The organism is Brevibacillus laterosporus LMG 15441 (assembly GCF_000219535.2).
GTDB classification, from domain to species: domain Bacteria; phylum Bacillota; class Bacilli; order Brevibacillales; family Brevibacillaceae; genus Brevibacillus_B; species Brevibacillus_B halotolerans.
Genome location: NZ_CP007806.1, coordinates 3089721 through 3106950 on the forward strand (window position 1 = coordinate 3089721; position 17230 = coordinate 3106950).

General features: G+C 41.6%; 15 protein-coding genes. 5 read left to right on the plus strand and 10 right to left on the minus strand.

Going from position 1 to position 17230, the window contains the following annotated elements; all coding sequences use genetic code 11:
* Positions 1 to 151 precede the first annotated feature (151 nt).
* On the minus strand, positions 152 to 1258 hold the full coding sequence (locus BRLA_RS13195; protein WP_003336136.1) for a TIGR04053 family radical SAM/SPASM domain-containing protein: 1107 nt from the start codon (positions 1256 to 1258) through the stop codon (positions 152 to 154).
* Positions 1259 to 1286: 28 nt separating this feature from the next.
* Entirely contained in the window at positions 1287 to 1805 is a 519-nt protein-coding gene (locus BRLA_RS13200; RefSeq protein WP_003336135.1) for a hemerythrin domain-containing protein, read from the minus strand.
* Between the two features lie 136 nt (positions 1806 to 1941).
* Between BRLA_RS13200 and BRLA_RS13205 the strand changes: the two genes are divergently transcribed.
* Positions 1942 to 3117: a radical SAM protein gene (locus BRLA_RS13205; protein WP_003336134.1), complete on the plus strand. Its 1176-nt coding sequence runs from the start codon at positions 1942 to 1944 to the stop codon at positions 3115 to 3117.
* 44 nt (positions 3118 to 3161) lie between these two features.
* Here BRLA_RS13205 and BRLA_RS13210 read toward each other — a convergent pair whose 3' ends face one another.
* Positions 3162 to 4796, minus strand: coding sequence for an MDR family MFS transporter (locus tag BRLA_RS13210; protein ID WP_003336133.1), 1635 nt, complete (start codon positions 4794 to 4796; stop codon positions 3162 to 3164).
* Positions 4797 to 4950: 154 nt separating this feature from the next.
* On the opposite strand from BRLA_RS13210, the gene BRLA_RS13215 reads away from it, so the two are divergent.
* Positions 4951 to 6228: a glycoside hydrolase family 18 protein gene (locus tag BRLA_RS13215; RefSeq protein ID WP_041752201.1), complete on the plus strand. Its 1278-nt coding sequence runs from the start codon at positions 4951 to 4953 to the stop codon at positions 6226 to 6228.
* 117 nt (positions 6229 to 6345) lie between these two features.
* On the plus strand, positions 6346 to 6621 hold the full coding sequence (locus BRLA_RS13220) for a hypothetical protein (RefSeq protein ID WP_041752204.1): 276 nt from the start codon (positions 6346 to 6348) through the stop codon (positions 6619 to 6621).
* Here the strand turns inward: BRLA_RS13220 and BRLA_RS13225 are convergent.
* The gene (locus tag BRLA_RS13225; protein ID WP_003336129.1) at positions 6607 to 7068 is read right to left on the minus strand and encodes a C40 family peptidase; all 462 of its coding nucleotides are present in this window, start codon (positions 7066 to 7068) and stop codon (positions 6607 to 6609) included. The two genes, BRLA_RS13220 and BRLA_RS13225, sit on opposite strands and share 15 nt — an antisense overlap.
* 186 nt (positions 7069 to 7254) lie before the next feature.
* On the opposite strand from BRLA_RS13225, the gene BRLA_RS13230 reads away from it, so the two are divergent.
* Positions 7255 to 7947 (plus strand): response regulator transcription factor, encoded by a 693-nt coding sequence (locus BRLA_RS13230; protein ID WP_003336128.1) that lies wholly within the window; start codon positions 7255 to 7257, stop codon positions 7945 to 7947.
* Positions 7948 to 9312 (plus strand): sensor histidine kinase, encoded by a 1365-nt coding sequence (locus BRLA_RS13235; protein WP_003336127.1) that lies wholly within the window; start codon positions 7948 to 7950, stop codon positions 9310 to 9312.
* Between the two features lie 181 nt (positions 9313 to 9493).
* On the opposite strand, the gene BRLA_RS13240 is transcribed toward BRLA_RS13235, so the two are convergent.
* The 6 genes from BRLA_RS13240 to BRLA_RS22845 form a co-directional block, all read right to left on the minus strand.
* Positions 9494 to 9925, minus strand: a complete 432-nt coding sequence (locus tag BRLA_RS13240; RefSeq protein WP_003336126.1) for a CHRD domain-containing protein — start codon at positions 9923 to 9925, stop codon at positions 9494 to 9496.
* A gap of 636 nt (positions 9926 to 10561) precedes the next feature.
* Positions 10562 to 11341: a membrane protein insertase YidC gene (yidC, locus tag BRLA_RS13245; protein WP_003336124.1), complete on the minus strand. Its 780-nt coding sequence runs from the start codon at positions 11339 to 11341 to the stop codon at positions 10562 to 10564.
* 29 nt (positions 11342 to 11370) lie between these two features.
* Positions 11371 to 11658, minus strand: a complete 288-nt coding sequence (locus tag BRLA_RS13250; protein WP_003336123.1) for a hypothetical protein — start codon at positions 11656 to 11658, stop codon at positions 11371 to 11373.
* A 170-nt stretch (positions 11659 to 11828) separates the two neighbouring features.
* The gene (locus BRLA_RS13255; protein WP_003336122.1) at positions 11829 to 12692 is read right to left on the minus strand and encodes a divergent polysaccharide deacetylase family protein; all 864 of its coding nucleotides are present in this window, start codon (positions 12690 to 12692) and stop codon (positions 11829 to 11831) included.
* Positions 12693 to 12722: 30 nt separating this feature from the next.
* Positions 12723 to 14801: a glycoside hydrolase family 3 protein gene (locus BRLA_RS13260; RefSeq protein WP_041752207.1), complete on the minus strand. Its 2079-nt coding sequence runs from the start codon at positions 14799 to 14801 to the stop codon at positions 12723 to 12725.
* Positions 14802 to 14827: 26 nt separating this feature from the next.
* Complete coding sequence (locus tag BRLA_RS22845; protein WP_003336119.1) at positions 14828 to 17224, minus strand: exo-beta-N-acetylmuramidase NamZ domain-containing protein; 2397 nt, start codon at positions 17222 to 17224, stop codon at positions 14828 to 14830.
* Positions 17225 to 17230 lie beyond the last annotated feature (6 nt).

The following is a 17230-nucleotide window of genomic DNA, read 5'->3' on the forward strand; positions in this document are numbered from 1 at the left end:
ATAGTGCTTTGTGATTTTAATCACATGGTTTTGCTTTTTCACATTTTGTACAAAAATATATTAATATATATAAATTTAAAAATGACATACAAAAAAAGCAAGCCATGTCAACCTAACATTTCTTGCTTCTTTTCCAATGCTCTATATTATGTCATTTTGTTGTGTTAAAAGTGGCCCAATGATCTTGTCCATAGCCTTCTTCCCATTTTGGCGGGATATACATGCATGAAGGATCGCTTGCCAAATAATCCTTTGTCATGGCATAAGCACGGGCGCGTGATCCGCCACATACCTGATTGAAGTTACAGACGCCACATTTACCCGAATAGCCATCCGGGTAGCGTAACGATTGAAAGACTGCATGATTACGATATAAATCAGCCAAAGGTGTTTGGCGTACATTTCCGCAATTAATTGGTAAAAATCCGCTTGGCTGAACATCCCCTACATGAGAAATAAACACAAAGCCTTTGCCGTCCGTAACGCCTCCAGCTGAACGTCCTAAAAGATCCATTCTTTTCACTTTCTCAGGTTGGGTATTCATGCCCTTTTGTGTTGCAAAGTATAGTGCTCGCCTATAGGCAGGGGCCGCTGTTGTTTTGATGCTGTAGCTAGCAGTCTGACTCTTCTCGATCAGCCAGCGATAAATGCGCTCCTGCTCCATTGGGGATACCGCATCACTTGCCTGCCCTCTTCCTGTAGGAATTAAAAAGAAAACACTCCATAGAACTGCGCCCCATTCTTCCACCATTTGGGACATTTCTTCTAGTAAATGCGCATTATAAACAGAAATCGTTGTATTTAGTTGAACAGGTAACCCATGTTTTTTCAATATAGCCAACGATTTTACGGTAATATCATACGAGCCTGGTGTTCCGCGGAAATAATCATGCACCTCTGCGGTAGGACCATCTAGGCTAAAAGCCCAGCGTGATAGCCCAGCCTCTTTTGCTTTTACGATCGCTTTTTCTGTTACACGCGGCGTAGCGCTAGGTGACATAGAGACACGTAATCCAATTTTTACTGCGTAATCGATTAATTCGTATAAATCTTCCCGCATTAATGGATCGCCGCCAGTAAAAACAAGAAGAGGATTACCCATTTCTTTGATCTGATCTAACAATTCCTTCCCTTCATCTGTACTCAGCTCGTCGGGATGACGATTGGGCTGCGCTACGGCGCGACAATGCAAACAACGCAATGCACATGCACGCGTCACTTCCCAAATCACGATAAAAGGATTCTGGTCGTAATTCATCTAGTTCACTCCATTGGCATGATGGTATCTATTTATAATGTTTGGAGATTGTCTGATACAGACTATCCTTTTCAGCTAATGTCAGCAGTTTATTGGCCATCGGGTACAATACCCGATCCTCCTTGATCGTATGCTCTTCAAATAGCTCATCAAATTGCTTCAGTAAACAAACCATCGTCGAGGTTTTTTGTTCCAGTTGCACACACTGATTCAATTCGGTCCCAATTCGATCTGAGATCTCTAATAATCGGTCATGTTCTGATTTAATGAGCAGTAATGGCTCCTCTAATGTTGCCAGTCGACTCGTCAACGTAAAAAATAAAATATCGTCCTCCACCATAATGTGCCGACGGAAATCTGTTTGAAGGAATTGAAGGAAACGATGTAAATCTTCATGCAATGCTTCGTTCCATTTTGTACCATAACGAATCAGAGACAGAATGTGCTTTAGTTTTCCATCCAGCTCGCTGTGGTCATTGTATAAATAGGAAAGCAAAATGTGTTCATGTTTCTTTTTCATAGCGAAATCGCTCTCGTATTCCAGCATACCAATCCCTCCTTGCTCTTTTTGATTGTAACCAAGTTGGCTATTCCAAGAAGTGATATTCCTCACAAAATCTTTTCCAGCTATTTGCTAGAATTAGGCCGTGAAAGTTTGTACAAAAGGCTTAGGGGAGGATATAATGATTGGACTTTCCAGTTTACTAGAAACAACTACGACCTTCGGAGATAAATTGCGATATTCAGAGGCTTCTCGAAATCAAAAAACAGGAACCCATCATGGGCATGGACCCGTTGTTGCTTGGAATATTACAAAAACTTGCAATCTTCATTGCTTACATTGCTACTCCAGCTCCGAAAATAAGAAATATGAAGGAGAGCTAAGCACAGAGGAAGCCCACGATGTAATTAATCAGCTAGCGGATATGAAGGTACCCGTTATCCTGTTTTCGGGCGGTGAACCTCTCATTCGACCAGATATTTTTGAGCTAGCCGAGCATGCTATTTCTCGGGGTATTCGCATTACATTCTCAACCAATGGCACGCTTATTGATGAGAAAAAGGCGAAGCGCTTAAAGGACTTAGGGATTAGCTATGTTGGCATAAGCTTGGATGGGATGCAAAAGACGCATGATTTTTTCCGTCAAAAAGAAGGTGCCTTTGATTTAGCCATTCGTGGAATCCGAAACTGTATGGCAGTGGGTCAAAAGGTTGGCCTTCGTTTTACGATGAACAAACACAACATTGAAGCGTTGCCAGATATTTTTGACCTGATTGAAAGAGAGAATATTCCGCGTGTCTGTTTCTATCATCTCGTCTATGCAGGCCGTGGAGGAGTCGAGGATGATATTACTCATCAGCAAACACGTGAGGCTTTAGACTTTATCATTGAAAAAATTCATTATTTCCAAAAATCAGGACAACCTCGCGAAATTTTAACAGTTGACAACCATGCAGATGCAATCTATCTCTACCTAAAAGTAATGGAAACCGATCCTGAGCTAGCAGGACGCATATGGGAAAAGCTGCAACGCAATGGCGGTAATCGTTCTGGTATCGCTTTCTGCAATATTGATCATCGTGGAATTGTGCATCCTGATCAATTTAGTCAAAACATCGCACTTGGAAATCTGCGGGAACAGTCCTTCGCAGAGATATGGCAGGGCGATCATCCTATTCTTCTTGGGTTGCGTGATCGGAAAAGCAAGATTCATGGGCGCTGTGCGACCTGTCAATACTTCTCCGTCTGTAACGGAAACTTCCGGCCTCGCGCACAGGGATTCTATGGAGATTTCTGGGCATCCGATCCACAATGTTATTTAACAGAGGATGAAATTCACTTGGCCGCATCAATATAAGGAAAGAAAAAGAGCTTTGCCGTATGCAAAGCTCCTTTCTTTTGCTACTCCTGCTCATTCAATTTCTTTTTACTCCCCCATGAAGCTTTTTTGGTACCTACCTGCCGGGTATCCCCTTCACTACGCAACGGTATTTCTCGCAGAAAAAACGTAAGAAGTAAAGCAAATACAAGCAACCAGGTGGAAGTAAGAAAAACTCCTGCTAATGCATACTGCAAGGCATCTCGTAAATTGGCAATTACATGATTAAACAGCTCGTGCAGCACTGGTGGAAGGCTTTTTTCTATTTGATCCAGCCGCTGTAGGTCCAGTAAAATTTGTGGGTTATGCAATGCGCTGATTTTCTGGACAAGTTCTGGCGGAATGTTAGGCAGATGACTAATACCTAATTGTGCCGTCGACTCACTCATTTTTGAGCCAATGCGTACGGAAAGAATGGTTCCCATAATAGCTACGCCAATTGTCCCACCTAAGGAACGAAATAACTGTGATGAAGCTGTAGCAACTCCTAAATCCTTACTCTTCACTGCATTTTGGACAGTGATCGTAAATACTGGCATAGCTACGCCCAGCCCTAATCCAAATACAATGAGATTGAACACAATTGAGCTACCCGTAGTTCCTTGATCCATTCGGGCTAGTAAATACATCCCTACAAGCATGAGCACTAAGCCACCCAAGGCAAATTTCTTATAAGTACCTGTCTTCGTCATCAATTGACCGCATACTGCACTCCCTACAACCAAGCTAAGCGTCATTGGCATTGTTAGATAGCTAGAATGAGTAGCCGAATATCCAAGTACCCCCTGAATAAAAAATGGCATGTACATAATTGATGCATACATCCCAGCTCCAACAATAAAGCCAATTACATTTGAGATCGTGAAAATATCATTACGAAATAAATGTAATGGAATCACAGGATTTCTCGCTTGCTTTTCAACATAAATAAATAAAAGGAATGAAACCAGAGTAAAGGCAAACAAACCGAGAATCGTCAGGGACGTCCATTCATATTTTGTGCCCGCCCATGAAAATGCTAGTAGAAAAGGCACCATCGTTGTCGTAATAAGTAGCGAACCCCAGTAATCAACGGTTTGCTTCTCTCGATGAACTGCACGTGGAAACAGCCAATAAATCATTCCAATTGCAATGATTCCAAACGGTAAAAACACCCAAAACACCCAGTGCCAATCTGCATTATCCACAATATATCCACCTAGCACAGGTCCAAAAACACTAGCTAATCCAAACACCGATGACATTAAGCCCTGCCATCTCCCTCGCTCCCTTGGAGCAAATAGGTCAGCTATGGAGGTAAAAGCCGTGGACATGATTACCCCTGCGCCAGCACCCTGAATACCTCGATACAAAATCAGTTCAAAAATAGTGCGAGATGTTCCACACAAAAAGGCACCTACAACAAATACTCCTAATCCGATCAAAATGAAAGGCTTGCGGCCATACATGTCAGAGAGCTTTCCTACTAATATGGTTGCGATACTTGAGGTGAGCATATAGATCGTAAACACCCAACTGTAATAATCCATGCCACCCAATTTAGCAATAATTTTAGGGAGCGCTGTCCCTACAATTGTTTGATTAATGGAAGCAAACAATAACGCCGCCATAATAGCAAGCATAACTGTCACTTTTCGCCTGTAGTCCAATTCCTGCATACATTTCATTCCTTTCTCATTCGCCTCCTTATTATGCCCGTGTTAAAAAACATGCATCACATAATTCCCTCCAGATACATCCAAGAAAAATAGCACCTAAATTGGCTTCCTCTTGAATATGAGTAAAAGAGATAAACAACAAGGAGGTGGCCTCATGATCATTTATGTTGTCCGACCCGGTGACAGTTTATATAAAATCGCCAATCGTTATAAAACCTCTGTAGAACAAATCGCCAACGATAATGATCTTACGCCCCAACAAACCCTGGTAGTAGGTCAATCGCTAGTAATCGTTACTCCTAAGCAGTACACGGTCCAGCCAGGGGATTCACTTTATGAGATTGCATTGAGATTCAATGTCTCTGTTCAACAATTAGCAGCAGCAAACAATCTTTCTGCTTCAAGGCCCATTTATCCTGGCATGGTTTTAACCATTCCCCAAGCACCTAAGCCCACGATTGAAGTGAATGCCTACATAGAGCCACGCAGAAACATCGCCATGACTGAACAAATTGCTCAAGAATCAGTACCCTATCTAACCTACCTTGCCCCATTTAGCTATCAAATCAAGCGAGATGGGAGTCTTACCTCACTGGAGCTGGGCGATCTGCCTAGGATCGCTACATCAAATGGAGCAACCTTGATGATGGTGATTACAAACATAGAAAATAATCAATTCAGTGCGGAATTAGGTCAGGAAATTCTAAACGATGAGCAAAAACAAAATCGCATGCTTGATGAAATCATACAAAGAGCCAAAAGATATGGATTTAGTGACATTCATTTTGATATTGAGCACCTATATCCCAAAGATCGCGAAGCCTATAATCAATTTTTACGAAAAGCAAGGGATCGTCTGCATGCAAATGGATTAATGATCTCAACTGCTCTTGCCCCGAAAACCAGCGCTACCCAACAAGGTCAATGGTACGAGGCTCATGACTACCGTGCCCATGGAGAGATCGTTGATTTTGTAATTATTATGACCTATGAATGGGGATATAGCGGAGGGCCTCCAATGGCTGTCTCGCCAATCGGGCCAGTGCGGCGTGTACTTGAATATGCATTAACTGAGATTCCCGCTAAAAAAATTATGATGGGACAAAATTTATATGGCTATGACTGGACACTCCCCTATCGTCCTGGAGGTAAATTTGCGAAAGTAGTGAGTCCTAAAGAGGCGGTTAACCTAGCACGACGTTACCAGCAATCCATTCAATTTGACCCGGTAGCACAAGCACCGCATTTTCGGTATTTCGATGAACAAGGTCGTGAGCATGAAGTCTGGTTTGAGGACGCACGTTCGATGCGGGCTAAGTTTTCATTATTAAAAGAGTTACATTTACGAGGAATTAGCTATTGGAGACTAGGCATTCCCTTTAAACAAAACTGGGTGCTGTTGGATCAAACCTTTAAAATTAAAAAATCTTGATGGATCTCCCCCAAAAAAATCTGGTGAAACTGTCGTGTATTTCGAAGGTCTCACCCCGTCTAAAACTATGCATAATTTATGCCAGTTTTACTCACCTCAAGCTGTGGAAGCCTACCTATGAACTGCCTTCTATACAAGGAAAGCTGCAAAAGCTCGTTGAAGCAGCCTAATTCCTTTGACAAGCTTGTCCAACATGATCCTTTGATGCAAAAGCTCCAAAAGGAAATAGCACAAGAAGGCTATAAGCTCACTTGGAAGAGTAAAAACATTCTGCCTGCTGTTCCCTATGAGGAATTAGCCGCCTATTATAGCTATCTGTCTGTGTCAAAAAGCTCTCCCGTTGGTCATTATTTCACCTTACGAGAGAGCTTCTTCTGTTTATTCTCTGTGTAAGTAACGCGCTGCTCTTTCATAGTGGTTATTCCACCAACCCTTAGACATATTGCTGTACTTAACACCTTCCTTTCCATATATATGTAGAACCTGATTGTTTCCAGCGTAAATTCCTACGTGACCAATACGGTTAATGGATTTTTTGGGATATTTCATGGTTTTCTTTGTCGAAAAAAATACGAGATCACCGACTCGCAATTTACTTCGAGGAATGGGAGTTCCTTGTTTATATTGGGAGCGTGCCCCGCCTGCGCCTAAGTTAATCCCTGCTCCTTCTTTATAAGCCCACATTGTAAAACCAGAGCAATCCATCGTTGTCTTTTCTTTACGACTAGAACAATATTTGTATGGTATCCCTAAATATTGTTCTGCTGTTGCAATAATATTTCGACCAATTATACAACCGGTAGGCTGATTATTCCTTTTCGATGTTATTTTTTTATTCATCTGTCATCCTCCCGTGAAATGAAATATTTCCTTGCAATACATTTCTTACAAATCATCTCTAGAACTAAAAGAGAATTTAAGATTTTCGTGAGAATTGGTAAAAGGGCGATCAATTGGTTACACTACAACAGATATACCTGTTTTGAAGCAGCAGCTTTACATACAAAGCGGGGGGATGACAGCAGCATGAGTCCGACAGATAGCAAAGGGAGCTTTCTCTTAGTTGAAGATGAAAAAAATCTTGCACGTTATTTACAATTGGAATTAATGAATGAAGGATATAATGTTGAGATTTGCTATGATGGGGCGATCGGGCTTGAAAAAGCATTACATAATGAATACGACCTCATTCTGTTGGATGTCATGATTCCCCAAATTTCCGGCATTGAAGTGTGTCGGCGTATCCGAGATACAGGAAGTGAGGTACCGATCATCATGCTTACGGCACGTAATGAGGTTCAGGATATTGTAGCTGGACTAGACAGTGGTGCTAATGATTATTTAACTAAGCCCTTTGCTATCGAGGAGTTATTTGCTCGTATCCGTGCTAATCTTCGCCCGGTTGTTTCCAAGAATCAGGAAATACTACACATCGGTTCACTGGAAATTCAAGTACAGAACCGGCGTGTATTCCGTGAAACGAAGGAAATTTTATTAACCCCACGAGAATTTGATTTATTGCTGTACTTAGCTAATCATCAAGGTCAAGCTTTAACCCGCGAACAATTATTGACGGCAGTTTGGGGATTCGACTTTATGGGCAATACCAATGTAGTCGATGTGTATATCCGCTATCTACGCAATAAGATTGAACGAAAACGAGCCAAAAAATTAATCCATACCATTCGTGGAGTTGGCTACAGTTTACGGGTGGAATAAATGCGAAAACAAGTTACTAGACGCCTGCCAACTTCTTTAACTTGGCGATTAACCGTTATTTTAACCACTGCAATGACTCTGTTTTTGTTATTTATGAATTTGTTTGTCTACATGTCTACTAGTAATTTGGTTTATCAATATGAACAAAAGCAATTGCAAAAGAAGGTTGTTACCATTTTAAATGAGTTGCAAAAAGCTACTTTGGGTCATAAAACCACTAACCTTCAAGTTGTAAAGGATGTACTGTTGAAATATGCTGATGTTCATCAAGCGATTCTATTAGAAACCTCCACTAACAAAACCCTAGCATCTGTGATTGGTACTGGCTGGACAGAAGAAGATTTACGTAATCAAGAAAATGTAATTAGCTCAATGCAAACGGTTCAATTACCTGGTTTTCCAGATGTCCTTTTGCTAACCATCATTCAGGATAATGAACAACTCCGTCCCATTTTTCGCATCCTTATCCAGATTCTCTGCTGGTCTGCTGTCGCTACCTTTATCATTTCAGCCATCGGTGTCTATCAATTGACCCAAATTGGATTACAGCCGTTAACCCAACTAATTGAGCAAATTCGTAAAAAAGAAGCTGAGGATTTACGCTCACGCCTTCCCGTCATCACCAATGATGCTGAAATCAAAGATTTAGTCCTAGCTTTCAACTCTCTATTGGATCGTGTTGAGGATGCCTTCAGTAAACAACAACAATTTATTGCAGATGCATCTCATGAATTTAAAACGCCACTTGCTATCATCGAAGGCTATGCACGCCTTTTGCAACGCTGGGGAAAGCATAATCCCGAGGTAAGGGATGAGGCGCTTTCTGCCATGCTTCAAGAATGCTCGCGTCTTTTTGAGTTGATTGAAGATCTACTATCGCTTGCTAAATTACAAGATAATCCCTCTAAGGAACCCTTATTTGCCACACAGGATATGGTTCCCTTGTTAGAAGAAATCCGTACAACATGGACAACGCTCTTTCCTAAACACCTTTCGCTTCACTTTTCATGGAATGCACCACTAACATTACCCATGAATCCAGGTAAAATCCGTCAACTTTTTGATATTTTATTAGATAATGCCAAGAAATACACAGAGGAGGGCTTTGTTGAAGTCCATGTCTTTTCCACTGACGCCTGGGTCGAGATACATATAAAAGACACTGGTGTAGGAATTCCTGACGCAGAACTTGCAAACGTATTTCAACGGTTTTATCGAGTAGATAAATCTCGGACTCGTGAAAAAGGTGGTAGCGGATTAGGCTTATCAATTGCCAAATCAATTGTTGATTTACATCATGGACGAATTGAGATGCGTAGAACGCCTACAGGCGGAACGGAGGTTGTGGTTTGGCTCCCCTGTTAACTAAAGAAACTGGTCTATGAAAAAGTCGCTTCTTTAATAAAATAGGAAACGACTTTTCCATGCAGGCTAGTAACACCTTCACGCCATTTTTGCTACATTTTTCTATACAAATAGCCATATAAAAAGGGCTGTAAAGAATATATTCTGAATTTCATCCTGTACATGAGGATGAGTACTTATCCTAGCATTTACAAATACAAACTTTTTCAACTCTGCGAACCTGACCACGTATTTCCCCACCAGGGTGTTGAGTGGTATGGGCATTTACATAGGTTTCTCCTCTTAGCATCAGCTGGATTAATTCCGCAAGTGTTCTTCCTTGGAGCGGACCAACCAAATCTGCACTAGTAATGGATCCAGTCACAACGGCATCACATACACTAATTCCACGTTGTACCGGTCCAAAAAGAAATACCACTATCGGCCCATTAACACCTCTAACCCCGATATGAATATGGGCTTGGGTCAGGTCACGTAAATCATGTAACGATAAACGGAAATCAAGTCTGCTATTATCTGCACTAAGCTGGAACGTAGCGGTCCCAGAAGCATTTGTGAGAACAGGTGGGACTTCCTCAGAGCCTCGTAGCTTAGCTTGGAATTGTATTGTCATCTCTACACCTCCTTATAATACTTTATTAGGAAAATTAAAAATGGCTTGTATGTTCAACTACTCAAAGGATATAGAAAAATATTTTGTTTTCTTGTACCTCTTTTTGAAGGAAAACATAAAATCGTAAGCCCTAGGCAAAATTCGAACAGCCCCCTAACGGCTCTATCCCGTCAGAGGGCTGTCATCTATGCTTCTAATAAAATAGGAGGTAAGGCTTTACAAGCATAATTATCATACATAATATAGCACTCTTTGCTTAACTCTACTTTTTCCCAGAACTCTTGTGCCAATGCCTTTTTAGATCAACACACACATAAATCGGAGAAGCGCCTTGAGCTTGAATCCAGTCATTAATTTCTCCACGATTGCTTGCCTCAGCTTTTGTTTACGATATTCAGGGACTACATATCATTCATCCATTTGCCAAAGCAGTAATCTTGGATTAGATCTTTTTTTAAAGAAGCGAGACCATAGCCTACTAACCTTGAAGTTTGGTAAAAATGAATAGGTTTCACTCACATAAATATCGCTGTCTACTAGTTCATATGCTGGTTTTGCTTTGCAGCATTTTTAGTAAAAAAGAGGACAGTTATCCCCTTTAAGTGGACAACTATCCTCTTTCATGATCATTTATATTTATTTTGCACTTGTAGAAGAAGTTAGCGGTACATGATAAACCTTATTTAAAAAATAGGTTTGCACGAGCGAAAATACTCCACCCACGACCCAATATAATGGAAGGGCTGCTGGCAAATTCATTCCAGCCATAAAGATCATGATCGGCATCATGTAATAGAACATTTTCATATTATTAGCTCCCATGGTAGGAGTCATTTTCATTGACAGCATCGTTTGGAAAAAGGTTGTCGCTGCTGCTAGTAAAGGCAAGATATAAAATGGATCGGCATGTCCTAAGTTAAACCACATAAATGAATGGTCAGCAATCTCTGGTGTACGACGAATCGCGAAGTAAAATGCCATTAGGATCGGCATTTGAACCAGAGCAGGGAGACAGCCCGCCATTGGATTAACTCCGCTTGCTTTGTACAATTCCATCATTTCCATTTGCATTTTTTGGGCTTGTTTAGGGTCCTGATTGGAATTACTATACTTTTTTTTCAGTTTATCAATCTGTGGTTGCAGCTTTTTCATGGCAGCCCCACTTTTCATTTGCTTCATCATGAGAGGCAATAAAAGTGTTCGAATCAACAGCGTCATAATGACAATCGCTAGCCCATAATTCCCATCTGTTAAGCTAGCAACGTTTTGGATTAACCATGAAAATGGATAAACAAAAAAGTGATCCCAGATACCAGGACTATCTGATGTTATCGGAGCTGTATTGCTACATCCGCTCAGCAATAACACCACAGCACCAAATAAAAATACAGGTAATGATTTACGTACAGCTTTCATGAACAAATCCTCCTCATTGTTTGCAAACTCTATAAACAAACAAGGAGAAGATTTGGGAGTGTATCATCAGATGACGTGGTTGCTCGCTTCTCTTTTCGCATAGGTACTCGTCGATATAATTTAATAAAAGACGAACGTATTGGCATTGTCACAAGCTGTTGACGCCATTCAAAACGTTCTTCGTATTGCATTGACTGACGTTTCCCAACGATGTGAGTAAATAATAATTGACAGCATGGAACTACAATTACAGATACCCAGAAGAGCAACCAAACATAAGGTAATGACAACCCAATTAATTCATCCACCACGTGCATCTCACCTCCCTATCTGTACATAAATAGCTAGTACAGTTCCTATTGTAACATACTGTCCATTCCTTGTGGGAGATGTTATGAATTGTTACTTTTTAGAGGAAGGTAAAGACAGTTTTTGATCAAAAAAGCAGTGAATCGCTCACAAATGGGTAACAGTTATAGCTTTTACTTTATTTTTTCGTTTTCTTGTCTGTCTTTGTTGGTGTCGCTTGTTTTTCTTTTACCATTCTGGATACCTGCATAATTGTGGCTTCTTTTTGTAATTGAGGTAAATAGTTGCGGATTGCTTGAGCAACCTTTTTACCTCCAGGCCCCACATGGCCGATAGCAACACATACTTCATTTTGTTTTACTTTTTCACTAATGAGTCTCAGTTGCTTCGTAATATGTGAGGACGTATGCACATCATCTAAAAAGACCATGTTTTCAATATAAGGAACCTGTAAATCGTGAGCGACCTGTCCCACAATGCTTCTATAAGAGGTTTTACTGTCAATGTAAAAAAGTCCTCGCTCTTTACATACCTGTAATACAATCCGCATAATACGTGGATTTTGGGTAATTTTCGACCCCATATGATTATTCATACCGATTGCGTGCGGAACATCGTCAATCGCTTTGTTCACTCGATTGCGGATTTCCTCATCACTTAAATTACTCATAAGGGCTCCGGGCCCTAGCCAGCTTTTAGCCCCTCTCATTGGTTCCATTGGCATGTGAACAATTACGTCATGTTTCTTTTGATGGGCCAACTCAGCATCTTTTTTTGTACTTGGTAAAAATGGCATGACTGCAATAGTTAATGGAATCGGTAAATTAAGAATTTCCTCTGTTCCCCTCATATTATTGCCAAAATCGTCTATAATGAGGGCCACTTTGCGTGTTTTCATGGGATCGGGAATCTTTTGTTCAGAAGCGGTGACTGAGGAACTGACAAGCGCTCCACAAAGCATCAAGACTATTCCTAGTTTAGAAGCAATCCACATACTTAAACCTACCTTTACAACGTTTTTTGTTAGTATGTGCAACGGCATCCGCTTTCACTCCATTTGAAAACACACAGTTTACAGTCCATGACCGTAGGGATACAAAATGTTGCCTTTCGTATCATAGATTGTAACGGGTAGCTTCCCTTTGGATTTCCCTTCACCAAACAGAATCGCTGCTGTGGCTTGAAAGCTTGCATCTGCATTTCCATATTGCGCCACATACGTAGGGACCTTTTGAAAATCAGTAAGCTGATATGGGTTTCGTGTAGAAATCATAATTACCGGCTTTTGCTTCTGGTCAATCAGCTTTTTTATGAGTTGATTTACCGGCTGTAAGCCTCCTGCGAATGAGTCTGGTAAAACCATCAATATGTCGGCACGATCTATTTGTTGTTGTTGCTCAGCTTTGAGCACATGGTTGAGCTTAATGGCTACTGTATTTTGATGATATTTCTGGAATGCCCTAGTCATTTCACTCGTATATCGTGACCCAATCACCGCTATTCTTTGTTCAGGAGAAGGATGGAGCGGCAGTATCCGATCATTTTTAACCACTGTGATTGATTGCTCAGCAATAGCTCGCTCCACTTGTTTGTGAGCTGGTGAAGTAATTGATTTCTCTGCGATTTGTTGAAGAATAGGAACATGTGGCATCTGTTCCTGCGCAAAAATTCCTCTTCTCATCTTTACTGTTAGGATCCGTCTAACTGCTTCATCCAAACGTTCCTTCTTTATTGTTCCCGACATGACTGCCTTCTGCATTCCTAAACTAACCTTTTCAACATCTGGGGGCATTAAAATAATGTCTGCACCAGCATTCATTGCACGAATACTGGCATCTACAGTCTCGAAATGCTGTGTAATCCCTCCCATATCCATAGCATCCGTAATAACTAAGCCATCATAACCAAACTCTTTTCGTAATAGCCCTTGGACGAGCTTAGGTGAGAGCGTAGCTGGTAGATAAATGGATTTGTCCTTTTGATGAGATTCTACCTTTGTAGGCTCTAGCTGTGGAAAAGCTATATGAGCGACTAAAACAGAATCTACTCCTTGCTTGATTGCTTGTCGAAATGGAATAAACTCTACTTGCTCCAACTGCTTTTTCCCATAAGAAATAACGGGTAAACCAACATGGGAATCTACCGATGTATTGCCATGTCCGGGAAAATGCTTTGCGCTCGCCACAACTCCCGCATCCTGCATACCTGCAATAAAGGAAGTACCCATTTCGGCTACTAATTGTGGGCTTTCACCATAAGAACGTACCCCAATCACTGGGTTCTTAGAATTATTATTGACGTCTATGGTTGGTGCAAAATCTAAATTAATCCCGAGTGAAAGGAGTTCATCTGCCATTACTTGTCCAGCCTGATAGGCAAGCTTAGGATTTCGTGTTGCACCTAATGCCATATTTCCTGGCATATTCGTCCCTTGCTTCAGTCGTGAAACAATTCCGCCTTCCTGATCTGTACCAATAAGTAAGCCGAATTTATGCTGGCTTTGCTGTAGAGCAGTTGTCAATTGAACAATTTGTTTGGTCTCATTTAAGCTGTCCTTAAATAAAATGATTCCTCCTAGCTGGAGTCTCTTTATCATATTTGCAATCTCTGGCGTCAACTCCTGAAAAGGCTTGCCGCCATACATACTAAAACTTGGCATTAATGTCTGTCCTACTTTATCAGCCACGCTCATGGTAGCGAGCAGCCGAGAAATAACATCGTATTTGGCCTGTGGCTCAGTAATGACTTTCACAGTATTCTTGTCCGTTTTTTCAAGCACCAATCGGTCATGGTAGGTCCCATCTGACACTAAAACGACTGTTTGACCCAATTTATCCTGTATGGTTAAAAGTCCTTCTCTCGTAACGGTTGCTACCAGTGGATTGCTAGAGCTCCAGCTTATATTAGCTTGCACCTTTGATAGGCGACCATCGGCATACGTATGCAACGCTTGTAATTGAATCTGCGTGGCGGGATATGTCTTGGGCGTTTCAGGCAGATTTTGCGCCAACAATAAATCTGTAGGGTGGGTCGTGGACACAGTTGTTGTCCGCATCGTATCTGCCCTGTCCTTTGATAAGAAGGGAATGAAAAAACAAGCAAGAAGAATCAAGCTAACTGACGTATAAGCAAAAATATGCTTCCGTTTCATGAACATAAGCCTCCGTCACATGTTGATTACTCCCCTTCTATTGCAGCCAAGGTAGCAATTTTTTGGCGCAACGCATTAAGGGAAGGTTTTTCTCTGGTCGGATGCACTCGATTCGTTAATAACAACACGATTGACTGTTGTTGTTGATTGATTAACAATGAAGTGCCCGTAAATCCAGTATGTCCCACGCTAGGCGTGACAAAACCATGCCCCATGTACCAGGCTTGATTCCGCTCAAATCCAAGCCCCATTTGTTTCGGGCAAGTGTCTGATAATTGATTCGCGAGCATTTCCTGTACACTCTCAGCCTTAAGTATCCGTTTTCCCCTTACTTTTCCATTGTGAAGAATCATCGTAGCAAATCGTACTAGATCATCTGCATTGCTAAATAATCCAGCATGTCCAGCCACGCCATCTAAGGCCCAAGCCTTTTCATCATGAACGCTGCCCCAAATGATGTCGCGCTTTGTCCAAGGTTGCTGTTCAGTGGCTACGATTTTCTGCCTATGTACTTTTGGACAAAATCCTGTGTGCTTCATTCCCAATGGTTGAAATAGATTCTCTTGCATATATTGATCCAGCCGTTTCCCTGTTAGCTGTTCAATCAGATACCCCAGTACAATATAATTGAGATCACTATACACCATTTTTTCGCCGGGATGATTTTTAAGACCAAGCATGAGTACAGCCTTCATCCTTTGCTCACGGTCACCCGGTATTCTGTACAGCCGCATAGTAGGGGCAAATCCAGAGGTATGAGTCAAAAGCTGCCGAATCGTAATATCCTGCTTTCCCTTACACGCAAAAGCGGGAAGATAGGCAGCTACTGGCTTATCTAGCTGCAACATTTGTTTTTCTGCTAATTGCATAATGGCCACAGCTGTGAATAGCTTTGTCAGAGAAGCGATGTCAAATAAATGTGTTTCCGTCATTTTGATTGGCATTTCTGCTAATTTACCAGCTTTGTTTTGATATAGATAGGCATGTCCATAGGCTTGCTCTATTTTTCTTTTTCCTCTTGTAATAATGGCTACGACGGCACCCGGGATAATCTTGTCTTTAATGGCCTGTTCGATCGCCTGATTCACTTCATCACGCATCCCCTCACCACGTTTCCCTGATCCACGTTCACGATACAGCAGATATTTTTGACGCACCTTTACAAATGGATGTAGAGCTGCTCTCCATTGTTGAATCATCTGCTGGGGATTATGGGCTTGTAAGGTTTGGGTTTGCTGATCAACTGCTTCCTGCAAGGAGCGCGTACCTGCCATATAATGAATCCAGCCATCGTCTCTCCATTTAAAATGCTGGGGATAACGCTTTTTAATAAGCTGCAGCAAGGTGAGTCCCGTCAAGGTGCTATGATAAGCTGTTCGATCTGTTACATACAATTGCACACCATGAATGGCTTGTCCCTTATATTTACCGTACATCGGTTCCATATGTGCTTCACGAATTGCTATCCCAGGAAGATTTGCCCCAACAAGATCTGCTCGCAAGCGATGAGCATGAATAAAAGGTGCACCAACCCATTCGAATGGATGAGTAGTCCCTCTTCCCTCTGAAAGATTGGTTCCTTCTAGCAATCCTGTAGCAGCATATAACCAAGCAGACTCTACTGTGGGTAGATTAGGAGAAGGAGCTACCCATAACAATCCAGTTTGATCCCAAGTCATTTCTCGTTTCCAGCCTTGCATTCGAATTACTCGTAGGTCTGCCTTTCCTCCACGCTTGTTAGGCATAACTTCTTCATTATAAAAGAGAGCAAGTTCCCCCATCGTCATTGCATGGCGCAGAGGAATAGGCATCATTCCGATAAATGAGCTCCACCCCTTCTCCAGTAGAGGTCCCTCTATCCTAACCCCGCCTAAGGGATTGGGACGATCTAGCACCATGACCGGCTTATCAGCTAATTTAGCAGCCTCCAATACATAAGCCAATGTAGAAGCATAAGTATAATAGCGTACACCCACATCCTGTAGATCAAACAAAAGAATATCCGTGCCAGCAAATAGCGTCGCAATCTGTTCTGGTTTCTTTTGATATAGCTCAAATACTGGAATGGAATGTTGTTTTATCTGTGGCGATACAGAAGGAAAAACAGTTGGCTCTCCATCCTGCTTTACCCCCCATATTCCATGCTCTGGACCATAAAGGGCAACTACGTTTAGACCTTTTTGCTGTAAGGCGTCCAAATCAGTAACCAAATCCTTAGTGACTCCAGTCTGATTCGTGATAAGTCCAATCTTCTTACCATGTAACAGCTCAGGATGTGATAAAAGAACATCAATCCCAGCAAGGACATGCTTTTCCTTTGTTTCATCAGCTAAGATAGAGGAGCTCCCATGAAAGAAGCTGACCCACAAAAGCAAGCAAGCGAGCACACAGACACTTCTGCCCTGAAGACGTAAAGCTCGCATGTTTTG